The sequence below is a fragment of the Paralysiella testudinis genome, assembly GCF_016894345.1.
Classification (GTDB): Bacteria; Pseudomonadota; Gammaproteobacteria; order Burkholderiales; family Neisseriaceae; genus Paralysiella; species Paralysiella testudinis.
Genome location: NZ_CP069798.1, coordinates 1017750 through 1032500, shown reverse-complemented (window position 1 = coordinate 1032500; position 14751 = coordinate 1017750). Strand labels below are relative to the sequence as shown.

General features: G+C 54.0%; 14 protein-coding genes. 3 read left to right on the top strand and 11 right to left on the bottom strand.

The window, feature by feature from the left end; translation table 11 throughout:
* Positions 1 to 43: 43 nt before the first annotated feature.
* The 6 genes from mlaD to JQU52_RS05195 all read right to left on the bottom strand — a co-directional run bounded on the left by mlaD (position 44) and on the right by JQU52_RS05195 (position 6789).
* Positions 44 to 556, bottom strand: coding sequence for an outer membrane lipid asymmetry maintenance protein MlaD (gene mlaD / locus JQU52_RS05220; protein WP_230340080.1), 513 nt, complete (start codon positions 554 to 556; stop codon positions 44 to 46).
* 89 nt (positions 557 to 645) lie between these two features.
* Positions 646 to 1422 carry a lipid asymmetry maintenance ABC transporter permease subunit MlaE gene (gene mlaE, locus JQU52_RS05215; RefSeq protein WP_230340079.1) on the bottom strand — a complete coding sequence of 259 codons (777 nt, stop codon included), beginning with the start codon at positions 1420 to 1422 and terminating at the stop codon, positions 646 to 648.
* Between the two features lie 28 nt (positions 1423 to 1450).
* Complete coding sequence (locus JQU52_RS05210; protein ID WP_230340078.1) at positions 1451 to 2248, bottom strand: ABC transporter ATP-binding protein; 798 nt, start codon at positions 2246 to 2248, stop codon at positions 1451 to 1453.
* Positions 2249 to 2361: 113 nt separating this feature from the next.
* Entirely contained in the window at positions 2362 to 3381 is a 1020-nt protein-coding gene (gene pdxA, locus JQU52_RS05205) for a 4-hydroxythreonine-4-phosphate dehydrogenase PdxA (RefSeq protein ID WP_230340077.1), read from the bottom strand.
* A 160-nt stretch (positions 3382 to 3541) separates the two neighbouring features.
* Positions 3542 to 4492 (bottom strand): peptidylprolyl isomerase, encoded by a 951-nt coding sequence (locus JQU52_RS05200; RefSeq protein ID WP_230340076.1) that lies wholly within the window; start codon positions 4490 to 4492, stop codon positions 3542 to 3544.
* Entirely contained in the window at positions 4492 to 6789 is a 2298-nt protein-coding gene (locus tag JQU52_RS05195; RefSeq protein ID WP_230340075.1) for an LPS-assembly protein LptD, read from the bottom strand. Before JQU52_RS05195 ends, JQU52_RS05200 begins: the two co-directional genes overlap by 1 nt.
* A gap of 60 nt (positions 6790 to 6849) precedes the next feature.
* Between JQU52_RS05195 and amgK the strand changes: the two genes are divergently transcribed.
* Positions 6850 to 7854 carry an N-acetylmuramate/N-acetylglucosamine kinase AmgK gene (gene amgK / locus JQU52_RS05190; protein WP_230340074.1) on the top strand — a complete coding sequence of 335 codons (1005 nt, stop codon included), beginning with the start codon at positions 6850 to 6852 and terminating at the stop codon, positions 7852 to 7854.
* 171 nt (positions 7855 to 8025) lie between these two features.
* Here the strand turns inward: amgK and JQU52_RS05185 are convergent, their stop codons facing one another.
* From JQU52_RS05185 to JQU52_RS05175, 3 genes are all read right to left on the bottom strand, one after another.
* The gene (locus JQU52_RS05185) at positions 8026 to 8805 is read right to left on the bottom strand and encodes a DeoR/GlpR family DNA-binding transcription regulator (RefSeq protein WP_230340073.1); all 780 of its coding nucleotides are present in this window, start codon (positions 8803 to 8805) and stop codon (positions 8026 to 8028) included.
* Between the two features lie 126 nt (positions 8806 to 8931).
* Positions 8932 to 9846 (bottom strand): lysine exporter LysO family protein, encoded by a 915-nt coding sequence (locus JQU52_RS05180; RefSeq protein WP_230340072.1) that lies wholly within the window; start codon positions 9844 to 9846, stop codon positions 8932 to 8934.
* 130 nt (positions 9847 to 9976) lie between these two features.
* Entirely contained in the window at positions 9977 to 10753 is a 777-nt protein-coding gene (locus JQU52_RS05175) for a ferredoxin--NADP reductase (protein ID WP_230340071.1), read from the bottom strand.
* 530 nt (positions 10754 to 11283) lie between these two features.
* Here JQU52_RS05175 and JQU52_RS05170 point away from each other — a divergent pair.
* Positions 11284 to 12042: a HesA/MoeB/ThiF family protein gene (locus tag JQU52_RS05170; RefSeq protein WP_230340070.1), complete on the top strand. Its 759-nt coding sequence runs from the start codon at positions 11284 to 11286 to the stop codon at positions 12040 to 12042.
* Positions 12043 to 12083: 41 nt separating this feature from the next.
* Complete coding sequence (gene dtd / locus JQU52_RS05165) at positions 12084 to 12545, top strand: D-aminoacyl-tRNA deacylase (RefSeq protein WP_230340069.1); 462 nt, start codon at positions 12084 to 12086, stop codon at positions 12543 to 12545.
* A 63-nt stretch (positions 12546 to 12608) separates the two neighbouring features.
* On the opposite strand, the gene JQU52_RS05160 is transcribed toward dtd, so the two are convergent.
* A complete protein-coding gene (locus JQU52_RS05160) occupies positions 12609 to 13172 on the bottom strand; it encodes a DUF1003 domain-containing protein (protein WP_230340068.1) in 564 nt (187 codons plus the stop codon).
* A gap of 248 nt (positions 13173 to 13420) precedes the next feature.
* Entirely contained in the window at positions 13421 to 14404 is a 984-nt protein-coding gene (gene bioB / locus JQU52_RS05155; RefSeq protein ID WP_379061008.1) for a biotin synthase BioB, read from the bottom strand.
* Between the last annotated feature and the right edge of the window lie 347 nt (positions 14405 to 14751).

Below are 14751 nucleotides of genomic sequence, written 5' to 3'. Positions count from 1 at the left end.
ATATGGGTATTGCCTTGATTCAGGCTGCCTGAACCGATTTATTTTATGGGGTTGACGGTGTTTCGGAGGCATCACTGGCCGCTTTAGAATGGGCATTGCCCTCGGCGAAATTGGTCATAAATTTACCAATCAATTGCTCCAGCACCAAGGCCGAGCTGGTGATGGTGATGGTGTCGCCATTGGCCAAATCATCCGGGTCGCCGCCCTGCATCAAGCCGATGTATTGCTCGCCCAACAAGCCGGAAGTAAGGATTTGCGCCGATACATCGGTACTGAAATGGTATTGTTGGTCCAGATTTAAAGTCACCCGCGCCCAATAACTTTGCGAATCCAGCTCAATCTTGCCCACACGGCCCACCACCACACCAGCCGCCTTCACCGGTGCTTTTACTTTCAAGCCGCCGATATCGCTAAACGAAGCGTAAACCGTATAAGTCGGCTGGGCGCCGCCCAGAAAGCTGCCGCCGCCGGCCACCCGGAACGATAAAAACACCACCGCAGCCAAGCCTAAAGCCACAAACAGGCCAACCATCATTTCCAAACCGTTTTTTTTCATTTTCTTACCTGTTGTTATACCCAATCTAAAAATAAGATAGCAAAGTAAGCCAAGGCAGCTAGGTTATTTTTAGGTTTGGTATTATTCAGTTATTCGGTAAACATCAGTGCCGTCAGCACAAAATCCAGTGCCAACACTGTAAGCGCGCTGGACACCACCGTACGGGTGCTGGCTCGCAAAATGCCTTCGGAAGTGGGGGTAGCATGAAAGCCTTGGTATACCGCAATCAGCGTGACTGCCACACCAAACACCAGCGATTTAATCAAACCGTTCACCACATCGTAATGAAAGTCCATATTGCTTTGCATTTGCGCCCAAAAAATGCCGCCGTCCAGCCCCAAATACTGCACCCCAATCAAGTAGGCGCCGTAAATCCCGGCCACATTAAAAATAGACGCCAACAGCGGCATCGACAGCACACCGGCCCAAAAGCGCGGCACCACCACGCGTGACACCGGGTCTACCGCCATCACGCTCATGGCCTCCAGCTGCTCGGTGGTTTTCATCAGACCGATTTCACTGGTCATGGCGCCACCGGCGCTGCTGGCAAACAAAATCGCCGCCAGCACCGGCCCCAGCTCGCGCAGCAAGCCCGCCGCCACCATATAGCCCAAAGCATCGGCAGCCTTGAATTTGGACAACTGAGTATAGCCTTGCAAGCCCAACACCATACCCACAAACAGGCCGGACACGGCAATAATGATGATCGACAACACCCCGGCGAAATACATTTGCCGCACGCTGAGCCGAGGCCGCTTCAGCACCGCAGCGCTGCGCCGCAAGATGGCGAGCAAAAACAGCACCACCGCACCGAGCTGGCCTAAAAAATTCAGGGTTTTACGACCCAAAAGGGTAAACACATTCATGAGTTTGCTTTGGTTTCCAAATCGTGCACTACAGATGCAAATCTTGCTGCAAAGTGGTGGCCGCCGGATAACGGAAGGCCACCGGCCCATCGGCCTTGCCATGGATAAATTGGTTGATCCACGGCGAATCGAGCTGGCGCATTTCTGTCGGGCTACCTGAAAACAGGATTTCGCCGTGCGCCAAGAAAATCACCTGATCGGCAATTTCCAGCGATTGGGTGATGTCGTGCGTTACCATCACGCTGGTGGCGCGCAAGGCTTTGTTCACACGGCGCACCAAGGAAGCAATCACCCCCAGAGAAATCGGATCCAAGCCGGTAAACGGCTCGTCGTAGAGCATCAATTCCGGATCCAACGCAATGGTGCGCGCCAGTGCCACCCGCCGCGCCATCCCGCCAGACAATTCAGCCGGCATCAGGCTTTCCACCCCGCGCAAACCCACGGCGTTGAGCTTGAGCAATACCAAATCGCGAATCATGTCTTCAGGCAGCCTAGTGTGTTCGCGCAGCGGAAAAGCCACGTTGTCAAACACCGACAAATCGGTAAACAGAGCGCCAAATTGAAACAGCACGCCCATATGGCGGCGGTGCTCGTGTAATTCTTCGCGGCTGAATGCGGCCAAGTTGCGGCCATTAACGCGCACTTCGCCTTGTTGCGGGTGGATTTGACCGGTAATCAGCCGCAGCAAAGTGGTTTTGCCGCTGCCAGAGCCGCCCATAATCGCCGCAAAGCGGCCTTGTTCCACATGGAAATTGATGTTGCTCAGAATCGGGCGCTCGCCATAGGCAAAGGCCACGTCTTTCATTTCAATAAACGGGGTGCTCATCTGTTTAATCGGCTGAGCCTGGGCGCAACCACCTTTACATACAGGGCTGTACATTCTAAAAGAGCAATGCCCAATAAGCAAACGAATCGCCGCCGCCGGCACCGGCCTTACCCTTATTTACTTGCGGCGTGACCTTTTTGCAACGCAGCAAAACCCGCTTGCGCCGCCACCATCTCCCAAGCACACGCCAATGCCGCTTGCAGGCTGCCTGAATCAGCGCGGCCACTGCCGGCCAAATCCAGTGCCGTGCCATGATCCACAGAAGTACGGATAAACGGCAGCCCCAAGGTGATGTTCACGCCGCGGCCAAAGCTGGCGTATTTCAATACCGGCAAGCCTTGGTCGTGGTACATCGCCAGCACCGCATCGGCGTGTTGCAACATAAAGGGCTGAAATAAAGTATCCGCCGGATACGGCCCTTGCACCGCCATGCCCTGCTGTTGGCAAGCGGCAATCACCGGCGTGATGATGTCGATTTCTTCGTGCCCCAAATGGCCTTGCTCGCCCGCATGTGGATTCAGCCCCGCCACCAGAATGCGCGGCGCGGCGATGCCGAATTTAGTGCGCAAATCGTGTTCCAGAGTCGCCAGCACTTGCTGTAATAAGGCAGGATTCAAGGCGTCGGCCACCGCACGCAAGGGCAAGTGGGTGGTGGCCAAGGCCACGCGCAAACCGCCTCCGGCCAACATCATCACCACTTGTTCGGTGTGGCTTTTGGCGGCCAGGTATTCGGTGTGGCCGCTAAACGGCACGCCGGCATCGTTGATAATGCCTTTGTGCACCGGCGCGGTCACCATGGCGGCAAACTCACCGGTCGCCACGCCTGCATAAGCCGCATCAAGCAAATCCAGCACATACGCCGCATTGGCCGCCGCCAACTGCCCCGGCACCACCGCCGCTGCCACCGGCAAATGGTAAACATCCAACACCCCGGCTTTGGGTGCCGCATCCGGCTGATAATCACGCAGATACACGTTTTTACCCAACAACTGCGACCGTGCCTGCAATACGGCTTTATCGCCCAACACCACCACCCGATAGGGCGCATCGGCGCCGACCAAATCCAAGCACACGTCCGGCCCGATGCCTGCTGGCTCACCACTGGTTACCGCCAGCCACGGTAATGTTTGCATTGCCTGCCCTCCAAATCATTCAGGCAGCCTCAAACGGGCTGCCTGAAGGCTTCAACTACTCAATAATGCATTTGCTTATTAAAAGGCTGCCTGAACAAATAAAGTGGAATACATAAAAAACGGATACAGATTGGGTGTGTGGCCTAGCCACGCAGGTGGTTTAACGCACCTGAATAAACGCCTGCTCATGCAATTGGCGCAAGGTATTTTGCAAGGCCTGTGCCGATTTCTCTTCGCTCAGCGCCGCACGCATGCCGTTGCGCAAACGCTCTTGCGGGGTATCGGCACTTTTGATTTCCACCAGCCGGATAATGTGCCAGCCAAACTGGCTGCGCACCGGCTGGCTCACTTGGCCGGGTTGCAACGCTTTAACCGCCGCTTCAAACGGCGCCACCGTTTGACCCTCGGCAATCCAGCCCAAATCACCGCCTTGCGCCGCGCTGCCGTCTTGCGAATACCGGCGTGCCAGCTGTGCAAACGCAGTGCCGCTGCGGGCTTGTTTTTGTAGCTGGTTAATCAATTTGCGTGAGGCTTCGGTGTCGTCTTTAATCAAGATGTGCTGAACATGGTACTGATGGCTGGTGACGCCTTCAGGCAGCGTTAAACCTTGCTGCTGTGCACGGGCAATGGCGGCATCCACTTCGGCATCGCTTACCCGGGATTGCTCCATGGTGATGCTTTTTTGCATGTTTTGCGCCAGTAGATTATTGGCAATGGTGCGGCGCAGTGCGCTGCGGTTGGCACCTTCTTTGGCCACCCGCTGATACAGCTGCGCCACGGTTAATTTTTGCGCCTGTGCAATGCGTGCCACTTCGGCATCGATTTCCGCTTCGCTCACGCTCAAGCCGCTGCGTTGCGCTGCCTGTACCAATAGGCTTTGGTTTACCAGCTGCAATAATGCCTGTTGTTGCAAGGCAGCTTGATCCGCTTTGCTGCCTTTGGGCTGCTGGCGCTGAATTTGGTTAACCGCATTGCTTAAGTCTTGACGGGTAATCACCGCGTTGTCTACCACCGCCACAATGCTGTCCACCGGCTTGATATCGCCAGCTACGGCGGCCTGAAACGCCAAAGCTAGGGCAATGATGCCCACTCCTTGTGTTAATTGCTTCATCAATGCTTCACCTCATAAATGCTGCTGTAGCCGGGAATGGCGGTACGCAGCTGTTCAAACGGATTATTGCCCACGCTGGTTAAGTTGCGCAATTGCAGCTGGAAAAACACCGCGTTTTTACTTTCGTTGATACCAGTAATATAGCGCTGCCCCACCACACTGGCGCTCCAGCAACGGCACGGGCTTTGGTATTCGATGCCCAATAGCTGCTGCAAGCTGCGGCTGTGGGTTAAATCGTAATTTTGCCGTGCAACAATATAATAGTTTCGGCGGATTGGCCACTGCACCGCCGCATCAATTTGCCTAATTTTACCGTAATTGCCATCATAAATTTCTTCATAACGGCCGAATTTATAGCGCATCGACACCGCCTTGCCCGGCTCCGGGCTGTAACGCCAGCCGGCATCGAAATTTTCACTGGTTTTCAGGTTTTCGTTGTAGTGCCAATTGGCTTCCACGCGCCATTGGTCGTTGATATTGCCACGCGCAAACACCAAAATATCGGAGCGGTCACGCTCGGTTTTTGCAATGCTGCCATCCAACAGCACCGTGTCTTTATTAAAGTAATAACGCTGCCCCACACCGGCGCTCAGACGCTCGGCACCGGTTTTGTCGTCGTAGAGTCGCGTTTGCAGGGCGGCGGTGATGAAGTTGGCGGCATTGATGCGGTCTTGGCCGGAAAAGCGGTTTTCACGGAACAGCTGCTCATAAGTGAAGCTGTTTTCGGACGCATCAAACAAGGGCAAATCGTTTTGGCTGCGCTTAGGGATATAAGTGTAAAACAGGCGCGGCTCCAAAGTTTGGATTAAGCCTTCATCGCGCCAGCGCCACGGCCGCTCAAATACCATGCCGCTGTCGACACTAAACGTAGGCAGAATACGGCTGACATGGCGCGCACGTTCGCCTTCAAAGGCGCGCAAATCGTAATAAGTGGCGTGTACGCCCACTTTGGGGCGCACAAAACCCCAATCGTTGTGGAAGTCGGCCATAAAGCTGGGGTTGAGCACCACACGTGCGCCTTCTTGCTTGTCGCGGTGGCTGAAATAAGTGGCTTGTGCCAGCACATTGGCGCTGTAGGTATCGTTGAAATGGCGGCTCCAGTTGCTGCTCAGGCGCGGCAGCATAGCATAGGGCGGATCTTTGTAGCCGCTACTGGAGGCCAGTGTTTGGTATTTTTGCAGAGTGAAATAGCTGCTCAAGCGCCCGCCCCAAGCTTCGGTTTGGTGATCTAGCCACAGCTGGCGGTTGAGGTTAACGTTGCTGCTGGTGCTGCTGCCCATCAAGTCGCGGTAATAATCGTTGTCGGACACCTGATGAAAATCAATGCCGCCGCTAAGCTTAGTGCTGAATTGATGCCGGTGTTGCCAATCGAGCTTGTAGCGGTTGTGGTGTTCGCTGGCGCGGTCGTCCGGCAGCCATTCGCCGTTAACGCTGCCTTGATACTTTGGTTGCAAATAGCGGAACTGCCCGCCCAATTGCAGGCCGCGGCGGCTGATAAAATGCGGCTTCACGGTAGCGTCGTAATTGGGCGCCAAGTTGAAATAATACGGCACACCCAACTCAAAGCCATCACTGCCGATTTTCACCGTGGGGGTCATCAGGCCGCTTTTGCGGTCGCCATTAAGCGGAAAATCAATCCACGGTGTGTACATTAAAGGCACACCGCCAAACACAAATTTGGCGTTGCGCGCCACGCCGATGTTTTTGTCGTAATCGGCATCAATGCTGGCCGCTTCGATATACCAGCTGTCGTCACCCGGATTACAGGTATTGAATTTGGCCTGGCTTAAACGGTAGCGGTTTTTACCCGCCATCTGGATTTTCTCGCCCACGCCTTGCAAACGGCGGTTGTCATTTTCGGCTTCAAAGCGTGCCGCTTCGGCCTCACCTTCTTGGCTGCCCAGATTGTAAGCCAGATTGCTGCCCGACACGCGGCTGTTGCCGTCGGCCAAGGTAAACGCATCGCCCGCCTTCAGCTGCTGGCTTTGCTGGTCGTAGTCAATCCAATCGGCATTCAGGGTTTGCGTGCCCCGCTCCACCACCACATCGCCTTTGGCGTGCACACGGGTTTGCGATTGGCCGTTGAGGCTGTCGGCATTCACCCGCGTGGCACCGGGCGGCACCGCACCTTCGCCGCTGCTTTGGGGCGCCGCCACCATTTGTTGCGGCGCATCGGGTGCATGGCAAACCGCCGCATCGCCCAAAGACAAAGACGGCGCGGCCACCAGGCTGCCTGAAGCGGCAAAGCCGGTGGCCAAAGCCAAAACCAGCGGTTTCAAACAAAACAAACGGGACAAAGTATCACCTGCGCGCAATTGCCAGTTAAAATAGCGTTTATTTTAACCCGAAAAGACATCATGCAACGAGAAGCCGCATTAAAAAAATGGCTGGCCGCCCATTATCCCGCCCAAAGCTTTGATTGGGCCTTTGCCGCCGCCGACGCCGATTTCCGCCGTTATTTCCGCGCCGTGTTTGCCGATGGGCGTAGCGTGGTGTGCATGGACGCCCCACCGGACAAAATGAGCATCGCCCCTTATATCCAAGTGCAGCAATTGTTTGACATGGTGCATGTGCCCGCCATTTTGGCCGCCGACGAAGCGCAAGGCTTTATGGCCTTGGAAGACTTGGGGCAAATCACCTATCTGGCCGCCCTGCAACACGACCCGCGCCTGCCGGTACACAAAACCCTGTTGCTGGACGCCATCGACGAGCTGGTGCAATTGCAGCTGGGCAGCCGCGCCGGCGTGCTGCCTGGATACGACGCGGTAGTGATGCGGCGCGAAATGCAGCTCTTCCCCGATTGGTTTGTGGCCAAGGAGCTCGGCCAAAGCTTTAATTTCAAACAACAGCAGCTGTGGCAGCAAACGCTGGACACCTTATTGCCCACCCTCACCGCCCAGCCGCAAGTCTATGTGCACCGCGACTTTATCGTGCGCAACCTAATGCTCACCCGCGCGCGCCCCGGTGTTTTGGATTTTCAAGATGCACTCTATGGCCCGATAAGCTACGACTTGGTGTCTTTGCTGCGCGATGCTTTTATCGAGTGGGAAGAAGAATTTGTGCTGGATTTGGTGATTCGCTACTGGGAAAAAGCCCGCGCGGCCGGCTTGTCGGTAAATGCCGACTTCGATGCCTTTTACCGCGATTTCGAATGGATGGGCGTGCAGCGCCATTTGAAAGTGGCCGGGATTTTTGCCCGCCTCTACCACCGCGACGGTAAAGGCAAATACCGCAGCGAAATCCCGCGCTTTCTAAACTACCTGCGCCGCAGCAGCCGCCGCTACAAAGCGCTGGCGCCTTTGTATGCGCTACTGGTGGAGTTGGTGGGCGATGAAGAATTGCAAACCGGCTATACGTTTTAAGCTGTTGCATGCATAACACAAAGGCTGCCTGAAACCTTCAGGCAGCCTTTAATATCAACAGCGGCAATTATACCAATTCGAAAAAATAAGATAACAAGGCGGAGAGCCGAAGACAGTACACACGTACGGCTAGGCGAGCCAACGCAGTTAGGTTATTTTTTCGAATTGGTATTATTCGTCTTCTTTATCGGCCAAATACCATTTCACGCCATGATCGGCCAATTTTTTGCCCAGCGCCGCCGAAAGCTCTTCGTCGGTAAACAGGGCGTGGAATTCGGTGATGTCGCCCATCCGCACCAGCGCATTGCGGCCAAACTTGCTGTGGTCTACTGCCAGATAACGGATGCGTGCGTTTTTCATCATCGCCTGCATCACGCTCACTTCTTTATAGTCGAAATCGAGCAAGGAGCCGTCCTGTTCAATGCTGGAAGCGCCCAATACAGCGTAATCCACTTTAAATTGGTTAATAAAATCAATGGTGGCCACGCCGGTGATGCCGCCATCTACCGCGCGCACCACGCCGGAGGTAATCATCACGGTGTAGTCGCTGCGGCTGGACACAATCGAAGCCACATGGATGTTGTTGGTAATGATGCTCAGGTTTTTATGGCTTTTCACCAAGGCCAGTGCCACCGCTTCGATGGTGGTGCCGATACTCATAAACAAAGAAGCATTGTCGGGAATGTGTGCGGCAATCACATCGGCAATATGGGCTTTTTCGCTTTGCAGTTTGTTTTTGCGCGAAAAATAATCTTCATTTTCCACACTGCTGCCCAAAGAAGCGCCGCCGTGGTAGCGGCGCAAAATATTTTCTTCGCACAACTGGTTGATGTCGCGGCGGATGGTTTGCGGCGTTACGTCGAGCACCCGTGCCAATTCGTCAATCGGCATAAATCCGCTTTCGCGGATTAACTGAATGATTTTTTCGTGGCGCGGGGTGCGGTTGAGCATGATTCACATCCAATTATGATAAAAAGTGAAAACCATTGTGCATCAATGTTCGTTTCCGCGCAAGCCGGGTTTCATACAGCGGAATAGCATCGCCGCCGCTAAAGGCTGCCTGAAAAGCCTGCCCGGTTAAAACTGAGCCGTGGAAAACACCACCATCAAAATCGGCGACACCACGTTCACAATAAAACCGAAACTAATCGCCAAAGGCACCGCCTCAATCCCGCCCGACGATTGAATCACCGGCAAGGTGAAATCCAAGCTGGTGGCACCACCGCTGCCCACCGCCGCCGAAGGATGCTGCCGCATCAGCAAAGGAATAAACACCAACGCAAAAAATTCGCGCGCCAAATCGTTTACCAGCGCCACACTGCCCCACACCGGCCCGTAGGCGGCCGTCATCACAATGCCCGACAGCGAATACCAGCCGTAGCCGGAGCTGAGTGCCAGCCCTTTGGACAAACTCACATCCGGCATCAGCGCCGCAAACAGCACCCCCGCCACCAAGCAAGACAACACAAACAAAGTGCTGATTTGCACTCCCCGCTTGTTAATCAACACCCGGCGCAAAGTAATGCCGCTACTGCGCAGTTGGATGCCCACCAAAAACACCATCAACATCAGCGCATAATTGCCGGTGGCCGCCGGCGGCAGCCAACCGCGCGGCAACGCCAGCCCTAAGGCAAAACCGGCCAACACGCAGGCAATTTGTTTGGCACTGCCCGCTAGGCTGATGCTTTGGCCGCCGGTTTGATGCACATCGCGGCGGCGCCGCCACGGATGGCGGCGGTCGAACCACATCAGCACCGCTAGGTTCAAACCCATAATGCAGGCAAACAACACCGCTGCCGCCCAGCCGATAAAGCCGATTTGCGCGCCCAAATTGTCCACCCGCGCCAACGACAAACCAATCAGCGCCAGAATCACATACACCAATACATTGAGCAGATGGTTTACATAGTAAATCCAGCGCGGCTGCAATCGGATAAAAAAACCGCCAAACAAGGGCAGTAAAATTGACACCAAGGTAATAAAGCTGTCCATATCGCCGATAGATTCCTTGTCCCAATAATATAAAATCTGAAAATAAACCCATCACAATCAAACAAGGCTGCCTGAAACCGTTTCAGGCAGCCTGAAGTTTGTTCGCCAACAACATCATGTTGATTGATGCTTATTGCGCCACAAACGCACGCTCAATCACATAATCACCGCGCTGACCCATTTTGGGCGAAATTTTCAAGCCAAACTCATTCAACACATCGCAAGTGTCTTTAAGCATGCCGGGGCCGCCGCAAATCATGGCGCGGTCGTGTTGCGGATTGATGGGCGGCAGGCCGATGTCGGCAAACAGCTTGCCCGAACGCATCACATCGGTTAACCGCCCTTGATGCATAAAAGCTTCGCGCGACACCATCGGGTAATAAATCAGCTTTTCGCGAATCAGCTCGCCCAAGTATTCGTGTTGCGGCAAGGTTTGGGTGAAATGGTCGTAATACGCCAAATCTTTCTCATAGCGCACCCCGTGCACCAACACCACTTTCTCAAACTGCTCATACACTTCCGGGTCTTTGGTGACACTCAAAAACGGCGCCAAGCCAGTGCCGGTGGAGAGCAAATACAGGTTTTTGCCTGGGTTTAAGTCGCCGCAAATCAGCGTGCCGGTGGGCTTCTTGCTAATCAGCACCTCATCGCCCACCTGCAAATGCTGCAAACGGCTGGTCAAAGGGCCGTCTTGCACCTTAATGCTAAAAAATTCCAGATGCTCTTCCCAATTGGCACTGGCCACGCTGTAGGCACGCATCAAAGGCTTGCCGTCTACCATCAGCCCCACCATCACAAACTGGCCGTTGTCAAAGCGCAAATGCTCATCGCGGGTGCAGGTAAAGCTAAAATACGCATCGGTCCAGTGGTGTACCGACAAAACTTTTTGTACATTAAACGCTGCCATTGGTGTTCATTCCAATCAATATAGTAAAAATGTGGCGCTTGCTGCCATTGCCTATTCCAAGGCAGCAATACAACAGAAGCAAAAATACAAGCAGGCTAAAGCCGCCAAAGGCTGCCTGAACTCAGTCTTTTATATCAATAAAACATGAATCGTTACCAGCCCCTGCGGCGATTAGCCGCAGGGGCTCAAAATAAAGGCCACACCTATGGTGGCCATGTGTTCTTTGAAAACAAAGGCTTCAATTGTAAGCGAAAAAACGTTCGGCCACAATCCACAGCATCATACAACAGCCATAACTGCAGCCATCCGCAACGCTTTGAGCCCATCAACAACATCGTTCCAATCCACCAAACCGGCACTGGTTTAATGTCAATGATGATTGTGTTAGTATATATCATCTAATTTATTCTACCCACAAATATCAAAATAGCATAAAATAAGCCGCTTTTGCCGGCCGCCCCGTTAAACCGTATCAGATGGCGATGCTCATCCCACCAGCAATAGCGACCTCAACCCGGAGCCCACAAGCCATGGACGACACCCAATTGCTGCGCTACAGCCGCCATATTTTGCTGGATGAAATCGGCATTGAAGGCCAGCAGCGCCTGCAACAGGCCTGTGTTTTGGTGGTGGGCTGCGGCGGCTTGGGTGCGGCCGCCCTACCCTATCTGGCTGCCGCCGGTGTTGGCCACCTAATGATTGCCGACAACGACCATGTCGATTTAAGCAATTTGCAACGGCAAATCACCTACACCGAGGCCGATATCGGCCGCCCCAAAGCGGCCGCCATGCAGCAATACCTGCAAAGGCTCAACAGCAGTATCCGCGTCGATGCGCACGTTACTCGGTTGGATGACACCGCTTTGCACACCCTCATGCGCCAAGCCGATGTGGTGCTGGATTGCAGCGACAACTTCGCCACCCGCCGCGCCATCAATCTGGCCAGCATCGCCACCCAAACGCCGCTGGTATCCGGCGCCGCCGTACGCTTTGCCGGGCAATTGTGTTTTTACAACCCGCAGCACAACAACAGCCCTTGTTATACCTGCGTGTTTGGCGACGAGCCGTTTAACGATGGCAACTGTGCCTTGTTTGGCGTTTTTTCACCGCTGGTGGGCATTATCGGCACCGCCCAAGCAGCCATGGCCTTGCGCTTTTTGCTCGGCATCGGCGATATGCAAACCGGCGTATTGCAGCAATATCAGGGCTTAAGCGGCCAGTGGCAATCGTTTCGCGCCCAACGCAACCCGCAATGCCCGGCCTGCTCGATACATACTAAAAACCAATAAAATATCCACAAACACAACCAACAAATAAGCAAAGGCAATACATGCGCGCAGTGGTACAAAAAGTATTGGAAGCCGATATTGAAGTGGTCAACAACGTTGATCTGGTACACGTCAACCACATCGACCGAGGCCTAGTGGCACTGCTGGGCATCGGCAAAGACGACAACCACACCGACATCGCCTATATCGCCGACAAATTGGCCTACATGCGCATTTTTGCCGATGACGATGGCAAAATGAACCATTCGGTTCAAGACATCGACGGCGAAATCCTGCTGATTTCCCAATTCACCCTGTTTGGCGACATGCGCCATGGCCGCCGCCCCTCATTCACCCAAGCCGCCGATCCGCAGCATGCACGCATGCTGTATCACGAGCTCACCGACCATCTGCTCGACATGGGCTTGAAAGTGAAAACCGGCCATTTCCAAACCCATATGCAAGTAAGCCTGAACAACAACGGCCCGGTTACCATTCTGCTGGATTCCAAAAAGCAGTTTTAACGGCGGGCAATGCCAACTCAGATAAAGCGGTATTTTGGGTAAAGCACCAATTCGTCAACGCCCTTATGGCGCAGCGCCGTTTTGATGATCACCCACCTTGCTGCCTTGCAAACGCTTTAACTCATCCATGCCTTGCAAGGTTTGCCAAGCTAGGTGATCAAGGCGCTTGTGCAAGCCCGCAATGGCATTTTCCGCTTTCAAATTCACTTCAAAATCACGCAACATAGTAAGCCGGTCGCGCGTGGCTTGCCGGTTTTGCGACATCATAATAATGGGCGCCTGAATCGCCGCCAACATCGATAAAATCAGATTCAAAAAAACATACGGGTAAGGATCATAAGCACGCAAACCCAATACCACCGTATTAATCAGCGCCCACGAGCCCATAAACAACGCAAACAACATGATAAAGATCCACGAGCCGCCAAACTCCGCCACCCGGTCGGCCAGGCGCTCGCCCAGCGTTAGCTCCGCCTGCACCACCGCCCCTTCGGCACGAGGTGCGGCTTGCAATTTACGCGAAATGCGCACCAAATGCCCTACTTCACGCCGCGACAAGCCGGCCAAATCCGTATGCAGCAAGTGCTCGGCCAAATAGCGAATATCGCGGCCATCCTGTTTTTCCATCCTATTGCTCCTAAAATATTCCCATTTTCAGGCTACCTGAAAACAAACCCGACATATCAGTAAACCCCAACACAGGCAGAATCATACATTGGCCGGTATTGGGGTTTGCTGTTTAACGTGGCAAGCGGATAACTGAAATTACGCGCCCACTTGTCAAGACTGCCTGAAATGTACAACCGGCATTGCCGCACTTGATGCGGCAATCCATTTCTATTTCAGGTAGCCTAAATCACACAGTCCATTGGCGGCTACGCCTTTTCCAGCACCAAAGGCTGCAAATCCAGCTTGTGCATCAATAATTGGTCATGGTCTTGCTGCGGATTGTCGGTGGTCAGCAATTTGTCGCCGTAGAAAATCGAATTGGCACCGGCCATAAAACACATCGCCTGCATCGCTTCCGGCATCTGCCCGCGCCCGGCGCTTAAGCGCACATAGCTTTGCGGCATGGTAATGCGCGCTACCGCAATGGTGCGCACAAATTCCGTCCAGTCCAAATCTTGGGCATCGGCCAAAGGCGTGCCCTCCACCTTCACCAATTGGTTGATTGGCACACTTTCCGGCTGCGGATCCAGATTGGCCAAGCTGGCAATCAGCCCGGCCCGCTCGGCACGGGTTTCGTTCATGCCCACAATGCCGCCGCAGCACACCTTCAGCCCTGCATCGCGCACCTTAGCCAGCGTATCCATGCGGTCTTCATGCGCGCGGGTGTGGATAATATCGCTGTAGCGCTCCGGATCAGTATCCAAGTTGTGGTTATAGTAATCCAGCCCCGCTTGCTTCAAATCTTCGGCCATGCCGTTTTGCAACATGCCGAATGTGCCGCAGGTTTCCAAGCCCAGCGCTTTCACCGCCGCAATAATTTCGGCCACCTGTTTGACATCATCTGGCTTCGGGCCGCGCCAAGCCGCGCCCATACAAAAACGGCTGGCACCCCGGCTTTGCGCAATCTTGGCCTTGGCCACAATTTCAGCCACATCCAAAATCTGCTGCTTCTCCACCCCAGTGCTGTAATGCGCCGATTGCGGACAATATTCGCAATCCTCCGGACAACCGCCGGTTTTGATCGACAACAAGGTAGAAAGCTGGATTTGCTGCGGATTAAAATGCTGCCGGTGCACCTGGGCTGCCTGAAACACCAAATCCAGAAACGGCAAATCAAACAACTCCTCTATCTGGCACTTACGCCAATATTGGCTAACCGCATGGCTTTGCAAACGGGTAAGCGGCTGCATACCCTGAACAGTGGCAATCATAAATTCAACTCTTTCAGTTTTTCGCGGTGGCACAATGACACCGACACGAAACAAACAACACAATGTTGCCTGCACGTTATGGCAAAAAAATCATCCCCGCAGCGAGCAGCAAGCACTAACGCTTAAGCCCATACCAGCACAAAAGCACGCAACCGCAACTATCGTAGGACGCGCCCTGCGCACCGCCTTACCCAAGCCCGCTGTGCACCACGCATCTTACCGCAATGGCGGGCAATAAGGCTGCCTGAAACCATCGAACCCGTTATTGCAAGCCTCATTTGGTAATTCATTTTCAGGTAGCGTGGGCTATGACCGCGTAGCATAAA

Bases quoted from the DNA above. Each gene is read 5' to 3' on its own strand.
- JQU52_RS05185 (WP_230340073.1), bottom strand. From the start codon at position 8,805: ATGCTCAACCGCACCCCGCGCCACGAAAAAATCATTCAGTTAATCCGC.
- JQU52_RS05180 (WP_230340072.1), bottom strand. From the start codon at position 9,846: ATGGACAGCTTTATTACCTTGGTGTCAATTTTACTGCCCTTGTTTGGC.
- pdxA (WP_230340077.1), bottom strand. From the start codon at position 3,381: ATGCAAACATTACCGTGGCTGGCGGTAACCAGTGGTGAGCCAGCAGGC.
- JQU52_RS05210 (WP_230340078.1), bottom strand. From the start codon at position 2,248: ATGAGCACCCCGTTTATTGAAATGAAAGACGTGGCCTTTGCCTATGGC.
- mlaD (WP_230340080.1), bottom strand. From the start codon at position 556: ATGAAAAAAAACGGTTTGGAAATGATGGTTGGCCTGTTTGTGGCTTTA.
- JQU52_RS05175 (WP_230340071.1), bottom strand. From the start codon at position 10,753: ATGGCAGCGTTTAATGTACAAAAAGTTTTGTCGGTACACCACTGGACC.
- bioB (WP_379061008.1), bottom strand. From the start codon at position 14,404: ATGCAGCCGCTTACCCGTTTGCAAAGCCATGCGGTTAGCCAATATTGG.
- amgK (WP_230340074.1), top strand. From the start codon at position 6,850: ATGCAACGAGAAGCCGCATTAAAAAAATGGCTGGCCGCCCATTATCCC.
- dtd (WP_230340069.1), top strand. From the start codon at position 12,084: ATGCGCGCAGTGGTACAAAAAGTATTGGAAGCCGATATTGAAGTGGTC.
- JQU52_RS05170 (WP_230340070.1), top strand. From the start codon at position 11,284: ATGGACGACACCCAATTGCTGCGCTACAGCCGCCATATTTTGCTGGAT.
- JQU52_RS05200 (WP_230340076.1), bottom strand. From the start codon at position 4,492: ATGAAGCAATTAACACAAGGAGTGGGCATCATTGCCCTAGCTTTGGCG.
- JQU52_RS05160 (WP_230340068.1), bottom strand. From the start codon at position 13,172: ATGGAAAAACAGGATGGCCGCGATATTCGCTATTTGGCCGAGCACTTG.
- mlaE (WP_230340079.1), bottom strand. From the start codon at position 1,422: ATGAATGTGTTTACCCTTTTGGGTCGTAAAACCCTGAATTTTTTAGGC.